This window comes from Streptomyces sp. NPDC059371, from assembly GCF_042751995.1.
Taxonomy (GTDB): domain Bacteria; phylum Actinomycetota; class Actinomycetes; order Streptomycetales; family Streptomycetaceae; genus Streptomyces.
In genome coordinates, this window is sequence record NZ_JBHYXD010000053.1 from 4,100 (window position 1) to 9,555 (window position 5,456).

The following is a 5,456-nucleotide window of genomic DNA, read 5'->3' on the forward strand; positions in this document are numbered from 1 at the left end:
GGGGGCGCGGGCGCCGGACACCCGTCCCCGCCCCCGGCCCCCCCCCCCCGCGCCCCCCCCCCGCCCCGGCGCCCCCCCCCCCCCCCCCCCCCCGCGCCCCCCCCCCCCCGCCGGCATTCAGGCCTGGCCGGTCTCGAAGCGGCTGATCCCGCCGCCGTCGGCGACGGTGAAGCTCCACCGGGTCTTCATCTCGCCCCAGGTGTCGTTGCGGTACCGCACGAGGAGGGAACGCCCCCCGTCGGACTCGCTGTCGACATCCATGTGGCCGCGCGAGGAGAAGATCTCCCGGTCGGTCCAGTCGGCGAGGTCACGGTCGGTGCCGTCGTCCGACATGGTGGCGCCCGGCGCGAGAAGGGCCTCGAACGCGTCCCGGTCATGGGCGTTCACCGCGGTGACGAAGGCCCGGACGGCCGGGTCGCTGAGGCGCGTTGGCTGAATGGTCATGGGAGTCACCCTCACACCGGCTCCCCGCACCCGCCACCCGAACGGCGGCGCGGGCCCGCCGGGCCGGTCCGATCGGTGCGACGGTGGACATCCGGAGGAAACCGCCCCGCCGTCTGGACTGGGAGTCACCGTGACCTGTATCGACCGGCGTGATCTGGGACTGCTGCTGATCCGGCTGAGCACCGGCGGCGTACTGGCCGCGCACGGAGCGCAGAAGCTGTTCGGCTGGTTCGGCGGCGGCGGTATCGAGGGCACCGGACAGGCCATGGAGGCCATGGGGTACGCGCCCGGGAAGGCGAGCGCCACGGCCGCGGGCCTCGCGGAGGCGGGCGGCGGCACCCTGCTGGTGCTGGGCCTCGCCACGCCCGCGGCCGGTGCCGCGGCGGCGGGCGCGATGGCGGGCGCGGCGGCCGTGCACGTGCCGAACGGGTTCTTCGCGCAGAGCGGCGGCTACGAGTACACGGTCTCGCTCGGGCTGGCGGCGGCGGGTCTCGCGGTGGCGGGTCCGGGCCGGTTGTCGCTCGACCATCTGATGGGCCACGCGGTGAACCGGGGCTGGATGGTGCCGGTCGCGCTGGGTACGACGGCTGCGGTCACCGCGGTCGTCGTGGGCGTCCGGAACAAGCGGGTGCGCGTGGCACGGGAGGGCAAGCAGGAGGCCCTGTTCGAGGAATAGGGCAGACGAGTCGGGCTGTACGCCGGGTTCTGTCGCCCGGTCGCCTCGCGGCGGCCGGGGAGACGGCCATCCATCTAGGGCCGGCGTTGCCGCCGGCCTCGTGCGGTCTACCCGCGGACTCGGGCGAGCAGCCCTCGAACGTCCGCGCAGAGCCGCCTTCTCTTCCGAGAGAGCGGCTCCTCTTGACCTTGCTCCGGGTGGGGTTTACCTAGCCGCCTGAGTCGCCTCAGGCGCTGGTGGTCTCTTACACCACCGTTTCACCCTTACCGTGAACCGGAGTTCGCGGCGGTTTACTTTCTGTGGCACTGTCCCGCGGGTCACCCCGGGTGGCCGTTAGCCACCACCCTGCCCTGTGGAGCCCGGACGTTCCTCGGGAAGGTCCACAAGGACCTCCACGCGGCCGTCCGCCCGGCTCGTCTGCCGTGCCGACCATGGTACCGGGCGGGCGGGACGCCGGGGACCGGCGGTCGCCGTGGCCAGGACGGAGCCCGCCAGGATGAGGGCGAAGGCGGCGAGGATCCCGGCGGTCAGGCGTTCGTCCAGGAGGAGGGCGCCCGCCGCGACCGCGACGGCCGGGTTGACGTACGTGATCACCGTCGCCCGGGTCGGGCCCGCCTCCTTGATCAGTTCCAGGAAGGCCACGAAGGCGACGGCCGTGCAGATGACGCCGAGGCCCGCGAGGGCGGCCAGGACCTGTCCGGAAGGTATCGCCTCCGGCCGGGTGAAGGCCGCCGCGGGCGCGTAGACCAGTGCGGCCAGCGCCAGGCAGGGGGCCGTCAGATGGAGCGAGGGCACGTCCTTGAGGCGGCGGGCGACGATGAGCGGCGCGGTGGCGTAGCCGACGACGGTGAGCAGCACCTCGACGAGGGACCGGGCGTCGCCGCCGGTCAGATGCGGTGCCGTGAGGACTCCGACTCCGGCCAGGCCGAGGGCGAGACCCGTGACGCGCCGGGCGCCGAGCCGTTCCGCGTCGCCGACGAGACGGGCCGCGACGACGCCGACGATCGGCACACCGGCGATCAGCAGGCCCGCGGTGGAGCTGGACAGATGGCGTTCGGCGTCGGTGAGCGTCCACCAGGGGACCATGATCTCGATGACCGCGAAGGCCAGCATCGGACGCCAGTGGGCCCGCACGGTCCCGGCCAGGCCGCCCTGCCGGATCGCGAAGGGGAGCAGCAGCGCGGCGCCGACCGCGCAGCGCGTGAACACCACCACCGACGGGGACACCTCGTCCACCGCCACCTTGATCATCAGGTAGGGGATGCCCCAGATCACTCCCATCAGGGAGAACAGAAACCAGCCGCGTGCAGTCATGCGGGCAGTCTCGGTCACCGCCCCGCGGTGCGTCTTGAACGCTGTTGCGCTCCGGCCGGGGGCGCGAGCACGCTCGTCCGGTACGCGGCCGGGGTCACGCCCAGGACGCGGCGGAACCAGCGGGTCAGATGCGCCTGGTCGGCGAAGCCCACGAGTCCGGCGACCTCGGCGGGGCGCAGTCCGGACTCCAGGAGCCGGCGGGCCCGGTTCACCCGGTGCTGGGCCAGCCAGGCGTACGGCGGTATCCCCGTCGTCGTGCGGAAGGCGCGCAGGAGCTGGTAGCGGGACAGGCCCAGGTCGCCGGCGAGGGAGGCGAGGGAGGGCGGGGCCTGGAGTTCGCCGGCCAGGCGGTCCCGTACGGCGTCGGCTATGCGCGCGGCGCCGGGAACCTCGTCGCGTTCCGGGCGGGCCGTGGAGTGCCGCCGGGTCAGCGCGGCGAGCAGCCACGGCAGGCGGGACTCGGCCTCCAACGGGTCCGGGCAGGCGCTCAGTTCGGCGTGCGCGGCGCGCAGCGCGGCGGCGAGTTCGGGGTCGTCGAGCAGCGGTTCCCGGAAGTGCGGGAGACCGCCGACGGCGCCCTCGGAGAGCAGGGACGGCTCCGCGTACAGGGCCCGGTAGGCGTAGCCGTCGCAGGCGGCGGGGCCGCCGGTGTGCGTCTCGCCGGGGGCCAGCACGACGATGGATCCCGGGCCGGTCCTGATGTGGCCGCCTCGGTAGCCGATGAGTTCCGAGCCGCCGACGCTGACGCCGATGGTGAACTCGTCGTGGGTGTGGGGCGCGTAGCGGTGCCGGTCGAAGCGCGCGGTCAGCAGGTCCAGGGGCCGGCCGTCCCGCCCGAGGGTGGCCCGGGTCCAGCGGGCCTCCTCTTTCACGAGGTGCTTCGTGGGCCGCCGCGCGGGCGTGGTCGTCCCACGGGCCACGGCGGTCGCCGCGGCGGCCGTCGCCGGGCGCCGTGCGGTCCCGGTCGTCGCCTCTCCCCGTCCGGTCATGCCGTCCCGCCTCGTCCGGTCATGCCGTCCCTCCCCCTCGCGACCGTGGCCGGTCGCGTTCACGGCGCCGGCTCTACGGAGGCAACGCCCGCGTCCCCCGTTTCCATGCCGGAGGCCGTCGCCGGGATCAGGCGGGTTCGAACCGCACCTTGGCCGTTCCGGGGTCCGCCTGGGCGAGCCGGACCCGCAGGCGTTCGCCCAGCGGTAGTTCCGTCGTCCCGCCGGAGATCCGGGCGAAGACCGCCGGGGACTCCAGTTGCACGGTCCCGGCCGTGGGGTCGTGTTCCTGTACGTCCACCACGCAGGCTTCGAACAGGTCGCCGACGCGGTCCTTGAGGAGCGCCGCCTCCACGATGTCGACGCACTCGCGCTCGACGGTGCCCGCGCGCCTACTGCCCTCGGCCATCTCCTTGGGCAGGGCGTCGAGTGCCGCGAGGACCCACTCGGGGGTCGGCAGACCGGCGGCGGCCGCGAGGCAGATCTCCGAGGCGTAGCGGTCGACGAGCCGGCGCAGCGGGGCCGTGCAGTGGGCGTAGGGAGCGGCGACGGCGGCGTGTGCGGTGACCTCGGGCAGCACCCCGTCCCGGAAGACGGTGTACCCGGCGCCGCGCAGCAGGGTGGTGCACTCCTGGAGGAAGGCGGCGTGGTGCGGCCGGTGCGGGTCGAGGGAGCGGATGAGCTGCGCGTACGAGACGTGGTGCGGCCAGTCGATGCGCAGGGCGAGCGCGGTCCGGCGCAGCCGTCCGACGGCCCCGTCGGGCGCGGCGGGCAGTGTCCGCAGCACGCCCGTGCCGTGGTCGAGCATCAGCTCGGCCGCCGCCATACCGGTGAGCAGGGAGATCTGCGCGTTCCAGCCTTCGGCGGGCAGCGGGGCGCGGTAGGCGAGTTCGTACGTCCCGTCCTTCTCGACGATCTCCTGCTCGGGCACGTTGAGCGAGATGCCGCCGCGCTCGATCTCCAGGGCCTCGCGCAGTTCGCCGACCTCCTTGAGGAGGGCGAGCGATTCCTCCGCCGTTCCCGTGTCGATGCGGTGCTGCACGGTCGCGTAGTCCAGCTTGGCGCGGCTGCGGACCAGGGCACGGCGGACGTCGACGATCTCCGTACGGCCGTCCGGGCCGAGGTCGATCGTCCACAGGACGGCCGGGCAGGTCTGGCCCGGGAGGAGGCTCGCGGCGCCTTCGGAGAGCGCGGGCGGGTGGAGGGGGACCTTACCGTCGGGGAAGTAGAGCGTCATCACGCGCCGGTGCGCCTCGGCGTCCAGGGCTCCGCCGGGTGCCACGAAGGCGCCGACGTCGGCGATGGCGTACTGGACGCGGTAACCGCCCCCCTCGCGGCGCGACAGGTGCATCGCCTGGTCGAGGTCCTCGGAGGACGGCGGGTCGATGGTGAGGAGGGGGATGTCCGTCGCGTCGTACGCGGGCAGGCGGGCGGGCTGCCCGGCCTCCGCGAGGACGTCGGCCGGGAAACTCCCGGGGACGCCGAGCCCGGTCCGCAGCGCGCGGAGAGCGGCTCGCAGCGGGGCCTGCGGGGCACCGGTGACGCGGACGTGACGGCGAGGCATGGGTCGAGCGTAGGCCGGGGGCAACCGTTGAGCACGCGGAGCGGGGCGCCCTCCGGGCGAGGGGACCGGGTTCGCGCCCGCCGCACCGTGCCGGTGCCGCACGGCGGGCGCATGCCGGGGTCCGGCGGGCCCGGTGGGGTCCGGGGGTCCGGCCGACCCGGCAGGCCCAGCGGTCCGACAGGCCCGGCGGGTTCGGCGGGCCCGGTAAGTCCGGCCGACCTGGCAGACCTGGCAGACCCGGCGGGTTCGGCAGGCCCGGTGCCGGTGGGCCGGTGCCGGTGGGCCGGTGCCGGTGGGCCGGTGCCGGTGGGCCGGTGCCGGTGCCGGTGGGCCGGTGCCGGTGCCGGTGGGCCGGTGCCGGTGGGCCGGTGCCGGTGGGCCGGTGCCGGTGGGCCGGTGCCGGTGGGCCGGTGCCGGTGGGCCCGGCAGAGTCCGGTGGGTCCGGCAGGCCCGGCAGAGTCCGGTGGGTCCG

General features: G+C 75.1%; 4 protein-coding genes, 1 other RNA gene and 1 pseudogene. 1 reads left to right on the top strand and 5 read right to left on the bottom strand.

Translation table 11 applies throughout. The features are described 5' to 3' along the window. Positions 1–117: 117 nt before the first annotated feature. Complete coding sequence (locus tag ACFXGX_RS26215; RefSeq protein ID WP_384795526.1) at positions 118–444, bottom strand: nuclear transport factor 2 family protein; 327 nt, start codon at positions 442–444, stop codon at positions 118–120. Between the two features lie 130 nt (positions 445–574). Between ACFXGX_RS26215 and ACFXGX_RS26220 the strand changes: the two genes are divergently transcribed. Then, positions 575–1,120 carry a DoxX family membrane protein gene (locus ACFXGX_RS26220; protein WP_384795528.1) on the top strand — a complete coding sequence of 182 codons (546 nt, stop codon included), beginning with the start codon at positions 575–577 and terminating at the stop codon, positions 1,118–1,120. A 2-nt stretch (positions 1,121–1,122) separates the two neighbouring features. Here the strand turns inward: ACFXGX_RS26220 and rnpB are convergent. The 4 genes and pseudogenes from rnpB to ACFXGX_RS26240 form a co-directional block, all read right to left on the bottom strand. Further along, an RNA gene (gene rnpB / locus ACFXGX_RS26225) (RNase P RNA component class A) lies at positions 1,123–1,536 on the bottom strand. Between the two features lie 70 nt (positions 1,537–1,606). After that, a pseudogene (locus ACFXGX_RS26230) lies at positions 1,607–2,434 on the bottom strand (DMT family transporter); the annotation flags it as partial. Positions 2,435–2,448: 14 nt separating this feature from the next. Further along, complete coding sequence (locus tag ACFXGX_RS26235) at positions 2,449–3,306, bottom strand: helix-turn-helix domain-containing protein (RefSeq protein WP_384795600.1); 858 nt, start codon at positions 3,304–3,306, stop codon at positions 2,449–2,451. A 244-nt stretch (positions 3,307–3,550) separates the two neighbouring features. Next, positions 3,551–4,984, bottom strand: coding sequence for an RNB domain-containing ribonuclease (locus ACFXGX_RS26240; protein ID WP_384795530.1), 1,434 nt, complete (start codon positions 4,982–4,984; stop codon positions 3,551–3,553). Positions 4,985–5,456 lie beyond the last annotated feature (472 nt).

Coding starts and splice junctions, on each gene's coding strand:
- ACFXGX_RS26215 (WP_384795526.1), bottom strand. CDS start 444: ATGACCATTCAGCCAACGCGCCTCAGCGACCCGGCCGTCCGGGCCTTC.
- ACFXGX_RS26240 (WP_384795530.1), bottom strand. CDS start 4,984: ATGCCTCGCCGTCACGTCCGCGTCACCGGTGCCCCGCAGGCCCCGCTG.